This window comes from Kribbella yunnanensis, assembly GCF_039529655.1.
In the GTDB taxonomy this organism is placed as follows: domain Bacteria; phylum Actinomycetota; class Actinomycetes; order Propionibacteriales; family Kribbellaceae; genus Kribbella; species Kribbella yunnanensis.
On the sequence record NZ_BAAANF010000027.1, the window covers coordinates 184,390 to 206,551 of the forward strand.

General features: G+C 69.0%; 14 protein-coding genes. 5 read left to right on the forward strand and 9 right to left on the reverse strand.

Annotated elements, in window-relative coordinates:
* The first annotated feature begins 55 nt into the window (after positions 1-55).
* On the forward strand, positions 56-937 hold the full coding sequence (locus tag ABD231_RS38405) for a hypothetical protein (protein WP_344164050.1): 882 nt from the start codon (positions 56-58) through the stop codon (positions 935-937).
* On the opposite strand, the gene ABD231_RS38410 is transcribed toward ABD231_RS38405, so the two are convergent.
* From ABD231_RS38410 to uvrA, 8 genes are all read right to left on the reverse strand, one after another.
* Positions 938-1,204: a hypothetical protein gene (locus ABD231_RS38410; protein WP_344164053.1), complete on the reverse strand. Its 267-nt coding sequence runs from the start codon at positions 1,202-1,204 to the stop codon at positions 938-940. It abuts the gene before it with no gap.
* The gene (locus ABD231_RS38415; RefSeq protein ID WP_344164056.1) at positions 1,205-1,732 is read right to left on the reverse strand and encodes a hypothetical protein; all 528 of its coding nucleotides are present in this window, start codon (positions 1,730-1,732) and stop codon (positions 1,205-1,207) included. It lies immediately after the preceding gene.
* Positions 1,726-9,612 carry a toxin glutamine deamidase domain-containing protein gene (locus ABD231_RS38420; protein WP_344164059.1) on the reverse strand — a complete coding sequence of 2,629 codons (7,887 nt, stop codon included), beginning with the start codon at positions 9,610-9,612 and terminating at the stop codon, positions 1,726-1,728. Before ABD231_RS38420 ends, ABD231_RS38415 begins: the two co-directional genes overlap by 7 nt.
* Positions 9,613-9,682: 70 nt before the next feature.
* Positions 9,683-9,964, reverse strand: a complete 282-nt coding sequence (locus tag ABD231_RS38425; RefSeq protein ID WP_344164062.1) for a hypothetical protein — start codon at positions 9,962-9,964, stop codon at positions 9,683-9,685.
* Entirely contained in the window at positions 9,961-10,323 is a 363-nt protein-coding gene (locus tag ABD231_RS38430) for a DUF6507 family protein (RefSeq protein ID WP_344164065.1), read from the reverse strand. The genes ABD231_RS38425 and ABD231_RS38430 overlap by 4 nt, the downstream gene beginning before the upstream one ends.
* Before the next feature lie 99 nt (positions 10,324-10,422).
* A complete protein-coding gene (locus ABD231_RS38435) occupies positions 10,423-10,728 on the reverse strand; it encodes a pore-forming ESAT-6 family protein (RefSeq protein WP_344164068.1) in 306 nt (101 codons plus the stop codon).
* Positions 10,729-10,741: 13 nt separating this feature from the next.
* Positions 10,742-11,080 carry a hypothetical protein gene (locus ABD231_RS38440; protein ID WP_344164071.1) on the reverse strand — a complete coding sequence of 113 codons (339 nt, stop codon included), beginning with the start codon at positions 11,078-11,080 and terminating at the stop codon, positions 10,742-10,744.
* A 228-nt stretch (positions 11,081-11,308) separates the two neighbouring features.
* Positions 11,309-14,407 carry an excinuclease ABC subunit UvrA gene (gene uvrA / locus ABD231_RS38445; RefSeq protein ID WP_344164074.1) on the reverse strand — a complete coding sequence of 1,033 codons (3,099 nt, stop codon included), beginning with the start codon at positions 14,405-14,407 and terminating at the stop codon, positions 11,309-11,311.
* Between the two features lie 213 nt (positions 14,408-14,620).
* Between uvrA and ABD231_RS38450 the strand changes: the two genes are divergently transcribed.
* Positions 14,621-15,280, forward strand: coding sequence for an MBL fold metallo-hydrolase (locus ABD231_RS38450; RefSeq protein ID WP_344164077.1), 660 nt, complete (start codon positions 14,621-14,623; stop codon positions 15,278-15,280).
* A 2,769-nt stretch (positions 15,281-18,049) separates the two neighbouring features.
* On the opposite strand, the gene ABD231_RS38455 is transcribed toward ABD231_RS38450, so the two are convergent.
* The gene (locus ABD231_RS38455) at positions 18,050-18,403 is read right to left on the reverse strand and encodes a 5-carboxymethyl-2-hydroxymuconate Delta-isomerase (RefSeq protein WP_344164080.1); all 354 of its coding nucleotides are present in this window, start codon (positions 18,401-18,403) and stop codon (positions 18,050-18,052) included.
* Between the two features lie 75 nt (positions 18,404-18,478).
* On the opposite strand from ABD231_RS38455, the gene ABD231_RS38460 reads away from it, so the two are divergent.
* From ABD231_RS38460 to ABD231_RS38470, 3 genes are all read left to right on the forward strand, one after another.
* Positions 18,479-19,021: a TetR/AcrR family transcriptional regulator gene (locus tag ABD231_RS38460; RefSeq protein ID WP_344164083.1), complete on the forward strand. Its 543-nt coding sequence runs from the start codon at positions 18,479-18,481 to the stop codon at positions 19,019-19,021.
* Positions 19,022-19,104: 83 nt separating this feature from the next.
* A complete protein-coding gene (locus tag ABD231_RS38465; protein WP_344164086.1) occupies positions 19,105-21,279 on the forward strand; it encodes an MMPL family transporter in 2,175 nt (724 codons plus the stop codon).
* Positions 21,280-21,361: 82 nt separating this feature from the next.
* On the forward strand, positions 21,362-22,162 hold the full coding sequence (locus ABD231_RS38470) for a hypothetical protein (RefSeq protein WP_344164089.1): 801 nt from the start codon (positions 21,362-21,364) through the stop codon (positions 22,160-22,162).

The following is a 22,162-nucleotide window of genomic DNA, read 5'->3' on the forward strand; positions in this document are numbered from 1 at the left end:
CGTACTTCTTACCGACGGACGTGCGAGACACTGTAGTGGTGGGTGAGGTCAACCGATGACAGGGACTAACGATTCCGCGATAGTCGACGTGATTGCGGAGCTCGCGCCGATCTGGCTGCCGGGCTGCGTCGTCGACCCCGCCGAGCGAACCGTCGAGGTCGGCTGGGGACGCGGCGCGCTGCAGATGTCGGCCGTGGTAGGCGTCGGCGAGATCGTCGATCGTTGCCTACAGCTACCACAGGCCCGCTGGGCCGAACAGATCGAGGCCTGGCTGCGCGCCGTCGTCGCAGAGGGTGAGCTCGCCACCGACGAACACCGCTTCGGCGATGTTGCCGAACGTCAACGCGCCTTGCTCGTCCAGCGCGGCTGGTCGGCGCGTACGGCGGGTCCGGTCGCCGACGCGCTGCTTCCGTTCGGTGATCACTTCGAGGTCGTCGTGTTCGTCCGCACGGGCAGCGAGCTGCGCCGATTGACCGTCGTACGGCGATCAATGCTCGGCCTCGGTGATCCCGGCGGACCGTCCCCGGTACAGCTGAGTCTGCACGAGATCGCGGACCTCGTGCCGGTGGAGCAGAACGGGATCTCGATCCTGCAGCGGGACGGGGATCCGCTGGTGTCGATGGCGGTCGTCGACCGCGAAACCTTGTTGCCTCAGGCATCGATCGGGGCCGGCGTACTGATCGGCGTACCGCGGCTGAGCACAGTTGCCTATTGCCCGGCCGATGCCGGTCAGGCGCGGGCCGATGCGTTGGCTGCTTGGGTTGCGGACAGCTATCGCGGTGCGCCCGACCAGTGTTCGCCCGACTTGTTCTGGTTGCAGGGTGACCACATGGTTCAGGTGCCTGTGACGCTGGCCACTCCACCGGCCGCCGTACTGCCGGCTGCGCTTAAGCCGCAGCCACGACGGACGTGGCTGCGGCATCTCTTCGGGCGGTAGCTACTTCGTTGGCGAAGGGTTGACCGGGCCGGTCGTCGAAGAGCTCGGCGTCGGCTGTTTTTCCTTCGCCTGCGCGGATTTGAAGTACGCGACACCCGCACAGCCGGCGCAAGCCAGTGCACCGATCATCACACTGGCCAGCACCCGGCCGGTCTGCTCGTTCAACGTGTTCTTGGCCCGCTCGGCCCCGAACAACCAAGCCTCGCGCAACCGGCGACGCCGTACCGCAACGGACTCGATGACCTGAGTCCCATATGTGCCCGACACTCAGCTCTCCTGATCCAACGCGTCCAACGCCGCCACATCAATCGGCAACGGCTCAAGCGCAGCCCGATCGGCGACAGTACGCACCTGGATCGAGCTGAAGCCGAGGTTCAGCTCGCCCGGAGCGCGCTTGTAGGCGCCGCCGCGATCGAAGAGCGCGAGCATCGGCTCGTAGGGATCATCCAGCTCCGGGAATCGCTCCTTGGGCAGGTTGCCGAGTGCCGCCCAGCGCACGATCGCCTCGCCCACAACCGGCGGCACCGGGAACGGGTCGCTGGACATGTCGTCCGGTGCGAGCCGGGCCAGCAACTCGGGATCGACGGTGAGCTCCGGGTCGAGGGCACCGGCCAGGTCGCTGAACGGCCAGCGCTCCTCGGCACCGACCGCCACCGCCCACTGCGCCGTACGCCGAAGGAACTCGCGACCCAACCGGGCCCGCGACTTCCGGCGCGCGAACGCCGTGTCGCCGTCCCACTTCACCGCGAGCAGCCGCTCGACCATCGCCTCCGCGGCGGCCGTATCGGTCACCATCCCATTTGCTCCTTCGCAGCCTGCACGATCGCATCCAGATCGGCCTTCGACATCGTCCCCGACTTGAACGGGCGGGGAATCGGTGAGGTCAAACCGTACTGGTCCCAGATGTTCAGCAGATCGACCTCCCCGCCTTCACCGGCCGCCGGGGCCAGCTCGTGCGGACCCGGACGGTCGCCGCCCAGGTAGGTCCCGTCGGCATCCCACATCCGCGGATCGGCCAGCTTGTACGGCTGCCCGAGCTCGAGCAACTTCGCCTCGACGTACTCGTGGGCGACGATCGAGCGCAGATAGCTCCGCTCGAACCGGTCCAGCGAGCGTCCGTCCATGCACTTCTTCCACATCTCGCCGATCCCGTCGAGCGGCGAGAAGTTGCCGTGCCGGATGTCGCCCGGCCCGACCGCGACGTCGTGCTTGTTCACGAACATGTTCCGCTTCGCGATCTCGACGACCTCCTCGATCTCGGCGAGCTTCGCATCGTCGAAGTCGTGCAGATCGAGCTCGTCGGCCACCTTCGGTACGTCGTCCGTCGCCTCCCGGATCCGGCGGTACAGCGGCTCCAGGTGCGGATCGTCGTTCGACACGAACTCGTTCACCTTCGGCGTCCGGACGTCGTACCCGGCGTTCGCCCCGGTGCCCTGCCGGATCACCGTGTCCGCCGGCGCACCCTCCGCCAACGGATCCGGCTGCCCGTACGGCCGCTCCCCCGGCTGACCGCCGTACGACGGTTGTCCGCTCGGTGGCTGACCACCATGCGGCGGCTGAGCACCGTACGAGGGCTGTCCCCCATGCGGCGGCTGACCACCGTACGACGGTTGTCCACCATGCGGATCCGGCCCACCGTGCGGCTGCCCACCGGAGGTCGGCTGACCGCCATGCGGCTGGCCTCCGTACGACGGTTGCCCGCCCTGCGGATCCGGCCCACCGTGCGGCTGACCGCCGTACTGAGGCTCGTCCGGCGTGTTCCGCGCCTGCGGCCCGAAGTCCGGCTGGTGGTACGGATCCCGCTGCCCCGGCCCAAACCCAGGCTGCTGCGGGTTATGCGGCTGCCCCGGCTGGTTGTACGGGTTCGGCTGCCGCGGGTCGTACCCGGGCTGTTGGCGCGGGTCGTAACCGGGCTGCGGCTGCCGCGGATCGTGACCCGGCTGCTGCCTCGGGTCATACCCAGGCTGTTGGCGCGGGTCGTAACCGGGCTGCGGCTGCCGCGGATCGTGACCCGGCTGCTGCCTCGGGTCATACCCGGGCTGCTGCCGCGGGTCATATCCCGGCTGCTGCCGCGGGTCGTACCCAGGCTGCGGGTTCCGCGGGTCGTGTGGCTGCCGCGGATCGTAGCCAGGCTGCTGCGGGTTATGCGGCTGCCCCGGCTGGTTGTACGGATTCGGCTGCCGCGGGTCATAGCCCGGCTGCTGCCTCGGGTCATGGCCAGGCTGCGGGTTCCGCGGGTCATGTGGCTGCCGCGGATCGTAGCCAGGCTGCTGCGGGTTATACGGCTGCCCCGGCTGGTTATACGGGTTCGGCTGCCGCGGGTCATACCCAGGCTGCTGCCGCGGATCGTGACCAGGCTGCTGGCGCGGGTCATACCCCGGCTGCGGCTGACGCGGATCATGGCCCGGCTGCTGGCGCGGGTCATACCCCGGCTGCTGGCGCGGGTCGTAGCCAGGCTGTTGCGGGTTATGCGGCTGCCCCGGCTGGTTGTACGGGTTCGGCTGCCTCGGGTCATACCCAGGCTGCTGCCGCGGGTCATACCCCGGCTGCTGACGTGGGTCGTAACCAGGCTGCTGCCTCGGGTCATAGCCCGCCTGCGGGTTCCGCGGGTCGTGCGGCTGCTGCGGGTTGTAGGTGGGCTCGCCCGGGCGTCCGGGGTTAGCCGGCCGCTGCGGATCCCAGCCCTGCTGGTTACCGCCCGGACCGAACTGCCCCTGCGGGTTCTGATCCGCGTGGTGCCCCGACGGACCGAAGCCCTGCGAGGGGTCGAACTCCCCCTGCGGCGGCCCATAGTCCGGCGTCGGGTGCGTCTGCGGCGGACCGTAATCCGGCGTGGAGTGGCCCTGCGGCGGACCGTAGTCCGGGGTTGGGTGCGTCTGCGGCGGACCGTAGTCAGGGGTCGGGTGACTCTGCGACGGACCGTAGCCGGGGTGGCCCGGCGGCGGGCCGTAGTCGGGCACGAAGTCGGTCTGGGGCGGAGTGTGGTGCAGCGGCTGACCACCTGGGCCGAACGGGCCGGTCGGGGTTTGCTGGCCGGCCATCTTGTCGGCCCAGTACGAGTTCGGCGACTGCTGCGGCCGCTCCACAACGATCGGTTCCGGCGTGTGACCCGGCGGCAGCTCGACCGGACCACCGTGGTCACGAACGTGGATGTGCCAGACGCCGTCCGCGTCCTGCTCCATCTTCGTCGGGTAGAACGGCGTGTGCGGTCCGTGCATGACCTCGTCGATACCGACGGCGGGGTCGCGCATGAACGACAGGTCCTTGCCGTGCTGGGCGTCGATGTGCAGTACGACGCGACCGGCGTCGTACTGTCCGCCGCTGAAGTCGTCCGCGCCGTTCTGCGCCTTCGCAGAGTGCGTGAACGCCGGCTCGGTCGCGGTCTGACCCGGGCGGTACCGGTTCAGGAACTTCTCCAGGTCATCCGCCGAACGGAAGCTGATCCCGCGGTGGATCTCGCCGTGGAAGTCAGGCAGCTTGTTCAGCACCGACGCCGCGACGCGAACCACCGGCTTCTGCTCGACCGAGCGGTCGCCCGCACGGTAAGCGTCGTTCACGTCCTGGTGGTCGTGACCGATCAGCATCCGCTCGAGCGAGGTGATCTCCGCCGGCGACAACTCGTCGATCTGGTCACCGAGCTGCTGGCGTCCGCGTTCGCGGATCTCCGCCAGCTTGCCCGGATGCATCTCGCCCTCGGCACGCAACGCGGCAACATCCGCATCCGAAGCCCGATAGCCAGGCCGAGCCAGCTCAGACCCCCGGAACGGCCCGTCATCCGCCGTCGGATGCGACCCAAACTGATCCCGCCCCGCAGGCGCCCGCCCGTCAGGTGCATGCGTATCAGGCGTACGACCATCCGGCACACGCGTGTCCGGGGTACGACCGTCGGGCACATGCGTGTCAGGTGCGTGCGCGTCCGCCGTGCGCCCATCCGGTGCATGCGTGTCGGGCGTGCGCCCGTCAGGTGCATGGGTATCCGGCGTGTGACCATCCGGCACGCGGGTGTCCGGGGTACCACGATCGGGTGCATGGGTGTCCGGTGTGCGCCCGTCCGGTGCCTGCGTGTCCGGCGTACGACCATCCGGCACGCGGGTGTCCGGCGTACGACCGTCAGGTGCATGCGTGTCGGGCGTGCGGCCGTCGGGTGCGTGGGTGTCCGGGGTGTGGCGGCCTGGGGCCGGGTGGTCGCGGCCGTCCAGGCGGTCGGCCAGCGACGGCTGGTCCGGGTTCCGCGGGGAGGTCGGCTCGGTGTGCGGTGAGTCGACGTCCGGCGTACGTCCATCCGGAGCGTGCGTGTCCGGCGTGCGAGCCTCGGGGGCGTCGACGTCTGGCGTGCGCGCGTCTGGCGCATCCACGTCCGGCGTACGTGCGTCCGGTGCATCCACGTCCGGGGTGTTGGGCGCGTCCGGGGTGTTCGGGGCGTCGGCGGCGTGGCGCGGGGTGGAGGGCTGATCTATGCCATCCAGGCGGGCTGAGATGGGCGACTGGCCGGTGCCGTCGGTTCCGAACTGGCTGGTGTCCGGCCGGTGCGTACCGGGCGGGTTCAGGTCCGGGGTGTTGACGCTGGCGTGGCCCGGCACCACCGGGTCGGTACCGCGGAACGTGGTCGACCGGAGGTGCGACATCTGCGAGGCCGGCGGCATGTTGGACGGGCGCGGCGGCCCCTCCCAGCGACCACCCGGCTCGCGGACGGCGAACTGGATCGACGTGATGTCACCCGGGTACGGGTTCGCGGGGTGCGGACCGTTGTGCCCTGGCGGGTACGCGTCCATGATCCGCGCGGGCTTCGGCTGCGCGTCCAGGAACTTGACGTTCCCCGAACCATCCACGAACGCGTTCAGCACGTGCCCACCACCGGGGATGCCGGGCATCGGCGACGCCCACTCCACGAAGACGTTCGCGTGCGTACCCGGCTTGCGGCCGGCCAACGCGTCGTGCAGCCGCTGGTAGGCGGCGTTGGTGAACTCCGATGGCGGGCGCGACGGATCGGCCCGCATCTGGTTCTCGGCCGGGAAGTTCTCCAGGTCCATCCACTCGAGCGTGCCCTCGGGGTCCTCGCCGCGCGCCATCTTGCGGCCGGAGGCGAGGTCCGGGGTGTCGCCGTTGAACGTGTCCGCGACCCGGCGGGACACATCCGCGCAGTTCATCTGGTACTGCGGGCTGCGCAGGTGGTCCGGGTTGATCTTGTCAGCCCAGTCCTCGGGGTTGCTGTGTGGCGGGTCGCCGACGGAGTCGCGCAGCTCGCCGCGACGGGGGTCCGCCGGGTGCGCATCCACGAACGCATTCGGGTCGACCTGGTTCCGCGGCTTGCCCGGCGCCGGCTGCATGTACTCCGGCTTCATCGCGTCGATCTCCCGCTGACGGTTCAGCGGGCTGTCCCAGTGCGGGTCGTTCCCGCCGTCCGGGTGATCCGGCGTGCGGCGTACCGCAGCCGGGTCGTACGCGGGGTCGCGGCGATCCCACAGCGTAGGCTGCGGAGTCGGGTTGTCCGGGTCGTAGTCGAACGGCTTGTTCTTCGGGTCGTTCGGGTCGAAGTCCGTCCGGAAGTCCGGCTGATGCGGCCGCCCCGGCGTGTTGTTCAGCCCCGACGGGTCGCGGTAGTCCGGCGAGTCATACCCCTCATGCCGCCGATCCCCCGTCGGATGCAACGGGTCCTCCCCCCGAGCCCGCCCCGGCTGTCCATCGGGCGTGCGAGTCCCGTCCGGGGTACGCGTGCCGTCGGGCGTGCGCCCGGTGCCCGGGGTAGGCGTGCCATCAGGCGTGCGCGTCCCGTCCGGCGTACGCGTCCCGTCGGGTGTACGTGTGCCGTCGGGTGTGCGCGTGCCGTCAGGGGTACGCGTGCCATCCGGCGTGCGCGTCCCATCGGGAGTGCGCGTGCCATCCGGCGTACGGGTGCCGTCCGGCGTACGGGTGCCGTCCGGGGTGCGGGTGCCGTCGGGCGTGTGTGGGGCATCCGGGCTGTGGGGGGCGTCCGGGGTGCGGGGTGCGTCGGGGGTGCGGGAGCCTACTGGCTGAACGCCTTCGAGGCGTTCGGGGATGGTGGGCTCCTTGCCGTCCAGGCGGTCGGCGATCGACTGGCGCGGCGTCGGGCGGACGGGGCCATCGGGCTCCAGGCGCTGCGCGATCGTCGGCTCCTTGCCGTCGAGGCGCTCGCCGATCGTCTGCTTCGGCGCGTGCGGCTCATCCGGCGTACGACGGGGAGCATCCGCGTCGGCGTCGGTACGGCGTGGTGCGTCCGCGTCGTAGTCGCCACGCGTGCGCGGCGTGTCCGCATCCGGCGTCCGGCCCGGGCGAACCGCGTCCGGGGTGCGCGGTGCATCGGGCGTCCGCGGCGCATCCGGCGTACGGCGTGCGTCCGGCGTACCGGTGTGCGGCGTGCCCGCGTTCGGCGTACCCGTGTTCGGGGTGCCGTGCGGCGGCGTACCGGCGTGCATCGGCATCGGCGCGACCGTGGGGTCGCCTGCCCGCGCCGCCGGCGTCTCCGGTGCATGCGTCTGCGGCGAGACGGTGTCGGGTGTGTGCGTGGGTGTCGACGGCGCATTCGGCGTCGTCGTCCCCGGCGTGTGCGTGGACGACGGGGTGTGCGTGGACGTCGGCGTGTGCGTCGAGCTCGGCGTGTTGGTGGACGTCGGCGTGTGGGTCGAAGACGGCGTGTTCGTCGACGTCGGCGTGTGGGTCGAAGACGGCGTGTTCGTCGACGTCGGCGTATGCGTCGAGGTCGGCGTGCCCTGCGCGTGTGTCGGGCCCGGGGTGGGCTCGAGCGAGTCCAGCTTCGGCGTCGTCTGCGACGAAGGCGTGTTCGTCGAGGTCGGCGTGTGGGTGGAGCTGGGGGTGTTGGTCGAGCTCGGCGTGTTCGTCGAACTCGGCGTCGTCTGCGACGAAGGCGTATTCGTAGAGCTCGGGGTATTGGTCGAGCTCGGCGTGTTCGTGGAGCTCGGCGTGTTGGTCGAGCTCGGGGTGTTCGTGGAGCTCGGCGTGTTGGTCGAGCTCGGCGTGTTCGTCGAACTCGGCGTCGTCTGCGACGAAGGCGTATTCGTAGAGCTCGGGGTGTTCGTCGTACCCGGGGTGTTCGTCGTGCCCGGCGTGTTTGTGGAGCCCGGGGTGGTCGTCGTGCCTGGCGTGTTCGCGTGGGCTGCGGGGGCCTGGGGCGTGGTTGTGCCTGGATCGGCGTGGGAGCCCGGGGTTGAGGTGACCGGGTCGGCATGTGAGGCCGGGGTGGACGGAGCGGTGTCCGTGTGGGCTGCCGGAGTCGACGGGCTCGTGTCGGTGTGGGCTGCCGGGGTGTTCGGGGTGTCGACCGACGGGGTGTTTGCCGAGGGGGTGTCGACCGACGGCGTGTTGACGGACGGGGTGTCGACCGAAGGGGCGTGGGTTGAGACGTTCGGGGTGTCTACCGACGGGACGTCGACCTTCGGGACGCCCTGCATCTTGAACGTGTCGCCGACGATCGGGATCTTCGAGAGTCCGCCGGTGACGTCGGCGACCTTCGGGATCTTGTTGACCAGGCCGAGTGCGCCGTCGTGCATCGCCATCCGGCCGAGCTGCAGCTTCTCCGCCATGCCGGCGACCTTGGTCACCGCCATGCTCGCGGCACCGAACTTGCCGGCCATCGCAGCCGTCTTCACCGCGCCCGCCGTACCACCACTGGCCACGGTCGCGACCACGTTGGTGAGCGCCATACCGAACGCCTTGGCCGGGTTCTTCGCCCACTCGTCCCAGGCGACGAAGCCCTTCAGCATGCCTTCACCCATGGTGAGGCCGGTCTCGCCCCACTCCTTGACCCAGTCGGGGCGAGTGTCCTGGCCGGTGAGCTTGTCGAAGCCCCACCAGGCGAGCTGGTACGGCGCTGTGACTATCTGCCCGACCATCGTGCCGAGCCCCACCCAGGCGGCCCCGGCGTCCGACCAGGTCGGAATGTCGTACCCGAGGGTGTCCTTGGCCCAGTCCTTGAGCCCGGGGATCATGCCGAGCAGCGGCAGCACCGGGATCAGGGTCAGGATGCCCTCGATGGTCTCGCCGACCACCGTCGCGACACCGACGACGAAGTCGACCGGCGCCATCAGGACGTCCTGCCAGAGCGGGCGGTCGCGCTCCTCCGGCGTACCCCAGGCCGGCGGTGGCGGGTCGCCCTCCTGCTTCGGCTGCTCCTTCGGCTTCTCGCCTTCCTTGAGACCGGTCTTCGGGTCCCAGGGCTTGCCGCCGTGCAGTCTGACGATCGCGTTGGCCGTGTCGAAGCAGAGCTTCGGCAGTTCCTCGTTGACGATCCGGGTGACGTCAGCAACCATCCGGTTGTTGTCGTCGATCATGTCCTGGTCGTTCTGCCACTCCGGGTTGCCGTTCTTGCGCTTGTGCCAGGTGTGCGCCTCGTCCCGGATGTTCTTCAGCGTGCCGAGCTTGCCGCGGACCTCGTTGGCGAGGGTCTCCAGGTGCACCGACATCTTCGGCAGGCTGGGCCCGAACTCGGTGAGGTTCTTCTGAACCTTCCGCGTCGAGTTGACCAGGATCTCGCGCTCAGGCGCGTGGTAGTGGTCGTTCAGCCGCTGGAACGTGTTGTGGACGTTGTTGCCGACGTCGGTGAACCCCTGCCCGAGCGGACCCAGCCCGAACACGTTGCGGTCGAGGGCAGAGACCACCTTGTCCAGGTCCGCGATCGGGATGCCTTCGGGTTGGATCATGTCAGCTCAGTCCTCGGGTCACACGGGGGTCGACGATCAAGTTCAGGTACGGCGGTCGTGCGGGGCAGCGTCAGGACTGCGGCCGGGCCGCCGTCATCGCCTGGTCCAGCGTCTGCTCACTCGGCGCGAACGACGTGATGCCGTGCTCGGCCAGCAGGTAGATCCGGTTGGCGAAACCGGGCGGTACGAACACCAGGAACTCCTCGGCCTGGTACGCGGGCCAGGCCGCCAGGTCTTCGACGGCCGTGGCGAGCTCGGGGTTCCCGGCTTCGGCGGTCAGCCACTCGGCCAGCCGCACCCGCCCGGCCTGCGCGACGTCGTCCGGCGCCAGTGCGGATTCTTGTTCGCTCATACGGCTCTGTTCGCCCCTCTGTTCACGCCGGGCACCTGCGGCATCTCGCCGCGTCCGGCTGCGCGCTGCGCGTTGAGAGCCATCTCGTTCTGGCCCTCCATGTACGCCTTGACAGCGTTCTGGGCGCCGGTCAAGGACGCACCGATCTGCTTCGCCGCGGCCTCGAGGGTCGGCGACCAGTGCGTGGCGTACTCGCCGAGCGCACCCGCGACGACCGTGAAGGTGCTGTAGTTCAGGCCGTCCGCGACGGTCTGCAGCTTGGTGCCGTAGTCCTTGGCCAGCTGGTCGAACGGCGTCGCCGCGGTGCTGGTGTCTTGGAGGACCTTGCTCACGGCCTCGACATTGATATCCCAGTCCACTCAGTCACTCCTCAGGTCTGCCGGGACCTGGCCCGGGCGACAACAGGCCTGGACACCTCGTGCCGAGGTGCCCAGAGCCGGGGGAAGCTGTGCGTACGGTCAGCCGCCGATGCCGTCGACCGCGGACGACGCCTTCTTCAGGGTCGCGGCGGCGGTCGCGTCGTTCTGCGCCATCGTGTCCTTGAGCGTCTTGATGATCGCGAGCGTCTGGTCGGCCGCCTTGTTGAAGCGGTCCTCGACGCCACGGTAGTTCTCGGTCACGCCGCTGGCGGACGCGTCGGCCAGCGCGGCCGTCACGTTCTGCTTGTGGGTGGCGATCAGCGCGGAGATCTGACCGGCGAGGTTGTTGATGGTGCCCTGGACCTCGCCCGAGGCGCCGGTGTCGTAACTGTTGCGGTTTGCCATGTCAGTTCCTCTCTCAGCGCTTGCCGAACTTGGCGGCGTTGAAGTCCGCCGAACCCTGGGCCTTCTTCGCCTGGTCGGCCATTTCGCTGTCACCACCGCGGAACGCGGCGTCCATCCCGGACTGGCCCTGGTTGATCGCCGCGAGCCCGGCGTTCAGGTCGGACGCGATTCCGTCGACCTGCGCCTTGAAGCCGTCGAACATCTGCTTGCCGGCACCGTTCATCTTGCCTTCCAACGGCTGGGCGGCAGCGACCAGCTGCTTCACCAGGCCGCCAAGGTCCTGCGTCCCGGTGCCGGTCTTCTTCGCCAACTGGCTCAGGGTGTCCTGGCCCATGTCCCAGCGTCCTGTCACGGTGTCTCCTCCGAAGTTATGGTTGCGCCGCGACCGCAACCTTAGTCGGACCTACGGGTCACTTCGGCACCGCCGGGCGGTCATCCGCACCTTTCCGTCCGGATGCAAACCTTCGCCCGGACGGCACTCCCGAAACTGGTTGCCCACAACAAGTTCTTGCCGCCCGCTCCGGCACCCGGTTTCGGGCAGCGGCCGCCTGTCGGGCGACCGCTTTCCACCCAGCAGGCCTCAGCCGGCCGCGCGCTTCCGCGCCGGTGCCTTCTTGGCCGCCGCTTTACTTGCGGTGACCTTGGTCGCAGCGGTCTTCGCGGCAGTTGTCCTGGCCGCAGCTGTCTTGGTCGCGGCCGCCTTCTTGGCCGGTGCCTTCTTGGCGGCGGCTGTCTTTGGTGCGGTTGCTTTGGCTGGGGCTTTCTTGGCGACGGTCTTCTTGGCGGGAAGAGCCTTTGCTTCGGCAGCCAGCACCTTGGCGCTCGGCTTCGCGGCGCGGCCGGCCAGGATCTCGCGGAGGAACTCACCGGTGTACGACGCGGGGTTCGCCGCGATCTCCTCCGGAGTCCCCTCCCCGACCAGCGTGCCACCGCGACGACCGCCGTCGGGGCCGAGGTCGATGATCCAGTCGGCGGTCTTGATCACGTCGAGGTTGTGCTCGATGACCAGCACCGAGTTGCCCTTGTCGACGAGCCCGCCGAGGACGCCGAGCAGCTTGCGGATGTCCTCGAAGTGCAAACCCGTGGTCGGCTCGTCCAGCACGTAGACCGTACGGCCGGTCGAGCGTCGCTGCAGCTCGGAGGCCAGCTTGACGCGCTGCGCCTCACCACCGGACAGCGTCGGCGCCGGCTGTCCGAGCCGGACATACCCGAGACCGACCTCGACCAGGGTGGTCAGGTGCCGCGAGATCGCCGGGATCGCGGCGAAGAACTCCGCGGCCTCCTCGATCGGCATGTCCAGTACGTCGGCGACCGTCTTGCCCTTGTAGTGCACCTCGAGCGTCTCGCGGTTGTACCGCGCGCCGTGGCAGACCTCGCACGGGACATAGACGTCCGGCAGGAAGTTCATCTCGATCTTCAGCGTGCCGTCACCGGAGCACGCCTCGCAGCGGCCGCCCTTGACGTTGAACGAGAACCGGCCCTGCAAGTACCCACGGACCTTCGCCTCGGGCGTCTCCGCGAACAGCTTGCGGACGTGGTCCCAAACCCCCGTGTACGTCGCCGGGTTCGATCGCGGGGTCCGCCCGATCGGTGACTGGTCGACGTGGATGACCTTGTCGACCTGGTCCATGCCGGAGATCTTCGTGTGCCGGCCGGGGACCGCGCGGGCGCCGTAGATCTGCCGCGCGAGAGACGTGTAGAGGATGTCGTTGACCAGCGTCGACTTACCCGAACCCGACACCCCGGTGACCGCGACGAACACCCCGAGCGGGATGGTCACGTCGATGTCCTGGAGGTTGTTCTGACGAGCGCCGTACACCGTCAGCTCGCGGCCTTCGGTGAGCGGCCGGCGGATCGCCGGGATCGGGATCTCCTTGCGGCCGGAGACGTAGGCGCCGGTGATGGAGTCCGGGTGGTTGCGCAGGTCCTCGACCGTGCCGGAGACGACGACCTGGCCGCCGTGCTCCCCCGCGCCTGGGCCGATGTCGACCACCCAGTCGGCGTGGTCGATGGTGTCTTCGTCGTGCTCGACCACGATCAGCGTGTTGCCGAGGTCCTTGAGCCGGACCAGGGTGTCGATCAGCCGCCGGTTGTCGCGCTGGTGCAGACCGATCGAGGGCTCGTCCAGCACGTACAGCACGCCGACCAGACCGGACCCGATCTGGGTCGCGAGCCGGATCCGCTGCGCCTCACCACCGGACAGCGAGCCGGCCGGCCGGCTCAGCGCCAGGTAGTCCAGACCGACGTCGAGCAGGAACCGCAGCCGCTCGCCGATCTCCTTCACCACCCGCTCGGCGATCTGCTTCTCGCGCGGTGACAGCTCCATCCCGCGCAGGAAGTCGTGCACCTCGTCGATCGACATCGCGCTGATCTCGGCGATGTTCTTCCCGCCGAGGGTGACCGCGAGCGAGATCGGCTTCAGCCGGGCGCCGTTACAGGCCAGGCACGGGACCTCGCGCATGTACTCCTCGAAGCGCTCCCGGCCGGTGTCGCTGGACGCCTCGGCGTGCCGGCGCTCGACATACGGGATCACACCTTCGAAGGTCGTGTAGTAGGAGCGCTCGCGGCCGTATCGGTTCTGGTAGGAGACGTGCACCTGCTTGTCGTGCCCGGTGAGCAGCGACTTCTTCGCCTTGGCCGGCAGCTCGGCGAACGGCGTGGTGGTCTTGATCTTCAGGTCCTTGGCCAGCGCCGCGAGCAGCCGCTCGAAGTACTGCGAGACGTTCGCCCCGGACCAGGGCTGGATGGCGCCCTCGTCGAGCGACTTCTCCGGGTCGGGGACCAGCAGCTCCGGGTCTACCTCCATCCGGGTGCCGAGACCGGTGCAGACCGGGCAGGCGCCGTACGGCGAGTTGAACGAGAACGACCGCGGTTCGAGCTCGTCGATGGCGAGGGGGTGATCGTTGGGGCAGGCGAGCTTCTCGGAGAACCGGCGCTCGCGGCCCGGGTCCTTCTCCGGCAGGTCGACGAAGTCGAGCAGGAGCAGACCGCTGGCCAGGTTCAGCGCGGTCTCGACCGAGTCGGTCAGCCGCTGCTTGGCCGAACTCTTCACCGCGAGCCGGTCGACGACCACCTCGATGGTGTGCTTCTTCTGCTTGTCGAGCTTCGGCGGCTCGGTGAGCTGGATGATCTCGCCGTCCACCCGGGCCCGCGCGAACCCCTGACCGCTGAGCTGGCGGAACAGATCGACGTACTCCCCCTTGCGGCCGCGGACGACCGGGGCGAGCACCTGGAAGCGGATGCCTTCCTCCAGCTCCAGCACGCGGTCGACGATCTGCTGCGGCGTCTGCCGCGCGATCGCCTCGCCGCACTCGGGGCAGTGCGGGCGCCCGGCGCGGGCGAACAGCAGTCGCAGGTAGTCGTAGACCTCGGTGATCGTGCCGACCGTCGAGCGCGGGTTGCGCGAGGTCGACTTCTGGTCGATCGAGACGGCCGGTGACAGCCCCTCGATGAAGTCCACGTCGGGTTTGTCCATCTGGCCGAGGAACTGCCGTGCATACGCCGACAGCGACTCGACGTACCGCCGCTGGCCCTCGGCGAAGATGGTGTCGAAGGCCAGGCTCGACTTCCCCGAGCCGGACAGCCCGGTGAACACGATCATCGCGTCCCGGGGCAGCTCGACCGAGACGTCCTTCAGGTTGTGCTCACGTGCTCCGCGCACGATCAGACGGTCAGACACAAGCTCACTCTCAGACGTTCTCGTGGGTTGTCCGGGTATGCCCCGTGATGCTAACGAGGCCCACCGACAAAAACTTCCGGCCGCCGAGCGGAGCAGCCGTTTCGAAAGTATATTCGATCGAAACCGCCGTCCCGCGCAAATCGGCACTGTCGTGCAAATCGGTGCAGGTGCGAGGATCGAGTCATCACCGATGAGAATCCAGGGAGATGGCGCATGCCGGAGTACCACGGGAACGTCGAGGTCGGCGGCCCCGCCCAGACCCACGAGCTGGCCAAGCTGATGATCACCAAGGTCGCGGTCGGCCCGATGAACAACAACGCCTACCTGCTGCGCTGCCGGCAGACCGACGAACAGGTCCTGATCGACGCCGCGAACGACGCGAGCACCCTGCTGACCCTGATCGGCGACGGCGGGCTGGCCCGGATCGTCACCACCCACCGCCACGGCGACCACTGGCAGGCGCTGGCCGAGGTCGTCGCCCGCACCGGTGCCACGACTGTCGCCGGCCGGTTCGACGCCGAAGGCATCGACGTACCGACCGACCAGCTCGCCGACGAGGGCGACCAGATCTCCGTCGGCGACTGCCGCCTGCGCGTCATCCACCTGGACGGCCACACGCCTGGCTCCATCGCCCTCGTGTACGACGACCCGGACGGCGCCCCGCACGTCTTCACCGGCGACTGCCTGTTCCCCGGCGGTGTCGGCAACACCGAGAAGGACCCGCAGCGTTTCGAGTCCCTGATCAACGACGTCGACACCAAACTGTTCGGCACCCTCCCCGACGAGACCTGGGTCTACCCCGGCCACGGTGCCGACACCACCCTCGGCACCGAGCGCCCGAGCCTGCCGGAGTGGCGGGCGCGTGGCTGGTAGCTGCCAAGTGCTGGACTGATCGCGCAGCGTGACGCATTCTTTTCGGCCAGGGCTGTAAAGAGGCGTCAGTGGGGAGACCATGCCTACAGCTGTGTTCGAGAAGTGCGACGAACTGTTCGAGTTGCTCGGCAAGCTGGTCGCGCGGCCGGGTAAGGGGGAAGCGCCGGCGGAGGTCAAGGACCGGGACGGGCTGCCGGTCGTTGTCCTGGTCGGTGACGATCAGGAGGCGCTCGCGGACGACCTGGGGCGCTTCCTGACCCAGGCCCGGCCGCTGCGTGTTCCGCACGAGACAGTCGTGGTGTCGCGCGTCAGCGACAAGGTGCGGTCGCAGCGCCGCGACCTGATGACGGACGGGATCGGCTGGGCGCGGGCCGAGACGTACCGGCGGATGCTGGTCGAGCTCGCACAGGAGTTCTCCTCCCCCAGGAACCCACCCGACACCAGGGTGGAGTTCCGCCGGTTCGGTCTGGTCAACTGGCTGCTCGAGTCATCCCACACCCGGCAGGGGCTGGACGACCCACACGAGCGGCGCCTGATGCAGCGGCTGCGGGACCGGGAGGTGCTGCGCGGCCGGTTGTGGGAGGCGCTGCGCAGTCCGGGCAGTGAGGTGCTGGCGAACGCGAAGATCCCGTGGTGGGCGAAGGTGCTGGCGTTCTACGTCTTCCCGGCCGCCTGGTTCCGGGCATGGCGCCTGCTCGGGCCGGAGTACCGCTGGCTGCTGCGCCAGCCCTACATGGCACCGGGCGACCCAGGCACGTTCGCCGGATTCGCGCTCCGGCTGGCGCAACCGCGCAAGGAGCGCGAGAACCCCGACCAAATCAGCAAGCTGATGATCAACGCCTTCCTGGCCGACCTGCGCTCCGCCTACCGCCGCAGGTTCTGGCGACGGCGTGCGTGGCGTCGTACGACGTACTGTGTCGCGTTTCTGAAGGGTGTGACCGAGGACAACTGCGGGAACGCATTCATCCGGTCGCTGATCGACGTCCGCAACGAGACCGGGCTGTTCGATCCCCTGCTGCTGGTCGCGAGTACGCCGGCCACCCGGTACCGCGGACCGGTGGCGCAGCCGGATCCGGAGCGGGCGTACAAGTTCTGGTGGGTGCAGTTCGAGAAGGCCGGGCGGCGTCGCCGAGCTGACGACTGGTACCTTCCGCTGCAGATCCGCAACCCACTCACGGTCGGCAGCACGGGTTTCAACGCACTCGTGCAGCAGGTCGAGGCAGCGCAGCGATTCGAAGTCCCGGACGCACCCCGCTGGAGCAGGCGCGGCGTCACGGTCGGCGCCTTCGCCCTGGTCGCCGTACTGGCCGGCTGTGGCGGACTGGTCGCTCTCGACAGCAGCAGCGACTGGAAGCGCGCGCACTGCGATCTCAGCAGGTCCGATCCGGACGCGCACACCCTGCGGCGAGAGGTCACCGGCGAGTGCGTGGGGATCGCACCGCACGGCTACGCGTTCGGCATCCCGGATGAGGACGTGCGACGAACGCTCGCCACGATCGCCAAGCTGAACGCAGAGGCCGAACAGATTCACCAGGACTCACCGCGGCGCCCGGTGGTCACGCTGGTCCACATCTCCGCGTTGCTCGGTGGCGGCGGTCGCCAGTACGCGCGGGAGGCTCTGCAGGGCGTGGCGAGTGCGCAGCGGCGGCAGCTGGACAAGAACGGCGAGACCGATCCGGTACTGCGCATCCTCCCGGCCAGTGCGGGCTCCGGGATGCGCTTCGGTCCGACGGTCGTCGACCTGGTCGCAGAGCTGATGCGTGACGACCCGACGATCGTCGGTGTCACCGGGCTGGACCAGAGCCGGCAGGCGACGATCACCACGATTCATGCGATCACCCGGATCGGGCTGCCGATGGTCGCCACCACGCTGTCGGCCGACGTACTGGCTGATCAGTCACCGCTGTACTACCAGGTGGGACCGCAGAACCGCCGTGAGGCCGCCATAGCTGCGGCGTACGCCGAACATCTCGCGAAGCAGCGTTTGATCCAGCGCTCGGTGCGCGTGGTCTACTCCTCCGACCCGACCGACGAATACAGCAAGAACCTCCGCGCGGACGCCGACACCTCCTTCAGGTCGGCCGGGTTCGCCGTACAGGACGTGCCGCTCGTACCGTCGCCGGCGCCGGCCGGGCTGACCGGGGTCGGTGCGCGCAGCGTCGGCGAGGCGGCCTGTGGATATCCCGGCCTGATGTTCTTCGCCGGGCGCTCGGAGGACTTCGCGAAGGTGCTCGAGGGAGCGAACGACGTCTGCGGCTCGACGCCACCGCGGATCCTGGGCGGCGACGACGTCGCCCGCTTCGCCGCGGACCCGCAGCAGCGGACGACGTTCCCCCGCGTGCCGTTCGAGTTCCTTGACTTCACTCCCGGTACGGCGTCCTGCGACAGCGCGAGCGATCTCTACAGCACGCTGCGGGAGCTGTTCCCGGAGGAGTGCGAGAAGGTCAAGAACTCCTCACTCGACGGCCATGCCGCCCTCGCCTTCGACGCGGTCAACCTGTTCCTGAAAGCGATCGGCCAGCTCCAGGACTCGGCCCCCGGGCTCCCGCTCACCCCAGCCGCCGTCTGGCACGGCCTGAGCGCGATCCACGGCAAGTCCGCCCTGGACGGAGAGAGCGGCAAGATCGACTTCGGCGGCCGCGTCGACCAGCACGTCCCGGTCGACAAGCTCGTCTCGGTCCAGCACATCGACGGCCGGCTCGCGCCCCGCCAGGTCGGCTTCTGCGGCAAACGCGGCGGTCAGCGCGGCAGCGCGTGGTGCCCGCCAGGCTATCGGGCCAGTTTGTGGTACGTCGCCAGGTCGCGGATCTCGACGGTGAGTTGGGTGTTGAGGTCGGGCGTGGGCTTGAGGTGGTCGGCAACGGTGGCGAGGGTGAGTTCGCCGAGGCGGTCCTTGAGGGCTGCGTCGCGGCCGGGCAGAAGGGCGATGCCGACGTGAATCATCGCCTCGGCGGCGTCGCCGGCGCCGATCACGGCATCGTCCAGCTTCACGAAGCGGGTCTTGAAGCCGGGGACCGAGCTGCCGATCAGGTCGGCCGCGGCCGGGTGAAAGGCGAGCGCGAAGCCACGGCGGTCGAACGCGTCGGCGAGGGACTCTGAGTACTCAACGGTGATCTGCGGCATGCCTGAAGTATGACGCCGCGCACAATCCTGACCGATCGGTTGAAAACTGGCCGATCGGTCAGGCAAGCTATGGGTATGACCACTCCGGCCCGTGAGCGCACCCGGCACGAGATCGTGCGGCAGGCGATGCGGCTGTTCCAGGGCCGGGGGTACAGCGCGGTGTCGCTGCAGGACATCGCGACGGCCGCCGGGTGTTCCAAGGCGACCGTGCTCTACCACTTCAACGGCAAGCCGGCGGTGCTTGCGGCTGTCCTGGAGCCCGCGGGAGCCGATTTGGCGGAGCTCGTTGCCGCCGCCGCTCAGATGGAGCGCGACGAGGCGCAGGAGTACACGATCGGCCGGTTCACCGACATGGCTGTTCAGTACCGCGGAGTCATCGACGTACTGCAGGAGCTGATCCCGGTCATCGAGGAGATGCCGGAGGTCGCGCAACTCGTTGCCGACGGCATCCGGATGAAGGAGTTCCTGGCCGGCTCCGATGAGCCGCTGGAGCTGGACCTGGCCGGGTTCGCGATCAACGGGTTGCTCGGCGAGTGCCGGCATCCCGGTGAGCGGTCCGACGAGGAGATGCGCCGGCTCTGCGATATCGGATTGCGCCGGCTGCTCAGACCCAGCTGATCCGACCAAGGTTTTGTTTCACCGGCCTGCCGTCATGAGGGGCGGCCGGCTTCTGCCCGCACGTCAGAACGGATGCCTTTCCGATGGCCAACCTCCTCTACCGGCTCGGCCGGTTCTCCTACCAGCGCAGGCGCCTGGTCGCCTCGATCTGGGCGGTGATCATCGTCGCGCTCGGCGTCGGTGCGCTGGCCCTCGGCGGCTCGACGACGAACACGTTCTCGATCCCCGGCACCGAGTCGCAGCGCGCGCTCGACGCCCTCAAGACCGACCTGCCGGCCGCGAGTGGCGCGTCGGCGACCGTCGTGGTCAAGGCACCGGACGGCAAGACGCTGGCCGACCCGGCGGTGAAGGCAGCGGTCGGCGCGACCGTCGCCAAGGCCGCGCAGGTGCCCGAGGTGATCGCCGCGATCGACCCGTTCACCAGCAAGGCGATCAGCCCCGACGGACGGACCGGCCTGATCAGCGTCCAGTTCGCCAAGCCGGCCGACGAGTTGTCGAAGGCAAGCACCGAGGGGTACGACGGTCTGTCCGGACTCAGCACGAGTGAGCTGCAGGTCGTGCCGGGCGGCCAGGTCGTCGGTAGCGTGCCGGAAATCGGCGCGACCGAGGTCATCGGGGTCGTCGTCGCCGCGCTCGTGCTGGTGATCACCTTCGGCTCGCTGGTCGCGGCTGGAATGACGTTGCTGACCGCACTTCTCGGCGTACTGGCTGGGATGGCCGGTCTGTTCATCGTGACCGCGTTCACCGATGTGTCGTCGACCGGGCCGATCCTGGCGCTGATGCTGGGACTCGCGGTGGGGATCGACTACGCGTTGTTCATCAGCTCGCGACACCGCAGTCAGCTCGCTGAAGGGATGGATGCCGAGGAGTCCGTGGCGCGGGCGACCGCGACCGCAGGTTCCGCCGTACTGTTCGCCGGGGCGACCGTGGTGATCGCACTGGCCGGGTTGTCGGTGGTCGGCGTACCGTTCCTGACCGCGATGGGAATCGCGGCCGCCGCGACCGTACTGACCGCCGTACTGGTCGCCCTCACGCTGCTGCCCGCCATGCTCGGCTTCGTCGGCAACCGGGTGCTGCCGCGCAAGCTCCGCAAGGCACCGGCCGCGGTCGCGCCGACTGAGGGCTTCGGCTTCCGGTGGGGCCGGTTCGTGACGCGCTTCCGCGTGCCGATCGTTGCTCTCGGCATCATTGGACTGGGGCTGCTCGCGATCCCGGCCAAGGACATGCGGCTCGCGCTGCCCGACGGCGCTTCGGCCGCGGCCGGCAGTCACCAGCGGGTCGCGTACGACCTCACCGCCGAGGCCTTCGGCCCGGGCGCGAACGGTCCGCTGATTGTTGTTGTGAAGAGCAACGACCCGCAGCAGTCCGGTGCGCTGGTGCAGCAGGTGCTGGCGAAGGTTCCGAGTCTGCCGGATGTGATCGCGGCGCAGCCCGCAGCGGCCAGCCCGGACGGGAAGACGCAACTGCTGCAGATCATCCCGAAGAGCGGCCCCGCCTCCGAGGCGACCAGCGACTTGGTGAAGAACGTCCGCGCCACGGTCGAGCCGCTCGCCAAGAACGGCGCGACGATCTCGGTGACCGGCAACACGGCCGTCGGGGTGGACGTCTCGCAGAAGCTCGCCGACGCCTTGCCGATCTATCTCCTGCTGATCGTCGGTCTGTCGTTCCTGCTCCTGCTGCTCGCCTTCCGCTCGATCCTGGTCCCGCTCAAGGCGACCCTCGGCTTCGTCCTCACGATCGGCGCGACCTTCGGCATCACCGTCGCGGTCTTCCAGCAGGGCCACCTCGCGAGCCTGTTCGGCATCGACAACCCGGGCCCGATGGTGAGCTTCCTGCCGATCATCATGATGGGCATCCTGTTCGGCCTCGCGATGGACTATGAGGTCTTCATCGTCTCCCGCGTCCGCGAAGAGTTCGTGCACGGCAAACCCGCCACCCCCGCCACCGTCGAAGGCCTAGGCCACGGCGCTCGCGTCGTCACCGCCGCCGCCCTCATCATGGCCTCGGTCTTCGCCGGCTTCATCCTCGTCCACGACCCCATCATCAAAGCCATCGGCTTCGGCCTCACCATCGGCGTACTGATCGACGCCTTCATCGTCCGCATGACGCTGGTCCCGGCCGTCCTCAGCCTCCTCGGCAAGGCGGCCTGGTGGTTCCCGAAGTGGCTCGACCGCATCACCCCGAACGTCGACATCGAGGGCGAGTCGTTGCGCGTCGAGGACAAGCCCGAGCAGCGGGAACTGGTCGACGTGCACTGATCCAGCGAGACGCGCATGAGACAGCCGTGAAAGGCAGCACTCCTACGGTCGGGCTCCCACCAGCCTTCCGGAGGAGAACCTGATGCGCGTCATTCGTGGAGTACTGACCGTCCTGGCCGCGCTCCTGCTCACAGCCGGTACGGCGGTCGCCGCCGTACCGGCCTCGTCGGACCGGATCATCTACGTCCTGTCCGACACGTTCGAACTGGGGCCCAACCAGTTCGCGGCCCAGTCGGCGTGGTGCCCGCCCGGGACGAAGGTGACCGGCGGCTGGGTCGGCGGCGGAGCGGAACTGCACTCGAGTTATCCGCACGGCGACGGGAGCGGATGGCGGGGAGCCGTCCGGTCGCGCGACTACGGCATGCACTACAACGTCGGAGCAATCTGCGTCCCGGGCCTGACCGACTACAACATCCAGACCGAGAACGCCCCGGTGACAGCTGGAGTGGACAGCACGCGGATCGCTTTCTGCAGCACCGGTGAGGTCGTCGGCGGCGGCGCCTCGGCCTCCGACCTGAATGTCATCCTCAAGCGATCAACGGTGTTCCACAACACGATCGGCGGCCGCAGCGGCTGGAACGCCGGCTACCTGAACAACGACCCTGTCACCCGCATCGTCAACACCCACGCCATCTGTGCCAACGGCACCGTCAACCGAACCGTCACGACGTCGACGACACCCACCTCCGAAGGCATGGACATCACGGTCCGCTGCCCCCAGCCCGGAACCATCCCGATCAGCGGCGGCGGCTACGGCCCCGGCCTGATGGCCACCTCGGCCTCCCGCCCCTACCCCGCGGATCCGACCTACTCAGCCTTCACCGTCTGGGCCGGCTGGCCCCAGCAAGCCGACCGCGGCGTCTCCGTCATCTGCGCCGGCTGA